This window comes from Tistrella arctica (assembly GCF_039630945.1).
Lineage (GTDB): Bacteria > Pseudomonadota > Alphaproteobacteria > Tistrellales > Tistrellaceae > Tistrella > Tistrella bauzanensis.
This window is the reverse complement of record NZ_JBBKTV010000039.1, coordinates 1-557: the sequence shown is the minus strand read 5'-3', so window position 1 is coordinate 557 and position 557 is coordinate 1. Positions and strand designations below refer to the sequence as shown.

General features: G+C 68.9%; 1 protein-coding gene. It reads right to left on the bottom strand.

Annotated features, from left to right (window positions below; genetic code table 11):
- Positions 1-557, bottom strand: a 557-nt coding sequence (locus WG924_RS28090) for a cadherin repeat domain-containing protein (protein WP_493660860.1), incomplete at both ends; no start/stop codon positions are given.

Below are 557 nucleotides of genomic sequence, written 5' to 3'. Positions count from 1 at the left end.
CCGATCACCGCACCCGCCGCATTCTCGGCCACCGTCCGCCCGGTCAGCACCGGCACGACCGGCGTCACGCCGTCATCGCCAACCGCCAGCGTCACCGCCAGCGCCGCCGACAAACCGCCCGCATCCGTGGCCGTGATCACCAGATCGACCGTCGCCTCGGTCTCGAAGTCCAGCGACACGCCGTCGCGCAGCTTCAGAACCCCGTCCACGATCTCGAACCGCGCGTCATCGACCGTCAGTTCGACCGTGTCGCCGGCATCCGGATCGGCCACCGTCACCAGCCCGACCACCGCACCGGCAACGCCTTCAGCGACACTGGTGCCGTCCAGCACCGGCACCGCCGGCACCTCGTTGACATTGGTGACGCTGATCGTCACCAGCGTCGACGCCGTCAGACCGCCGGCATCCACAGCCGTCACCACCACCGTCACCGATGGCTCAGCCTCGTGATCCAGGCTGATCCCGTCGCGCAGCTTCAACTGGCCGCCGACCACCTCGAAGCGGGCATCATCGACCGTGACGCTCAGCGCATCGCCATCCGGATCGCTCGCCGTCAC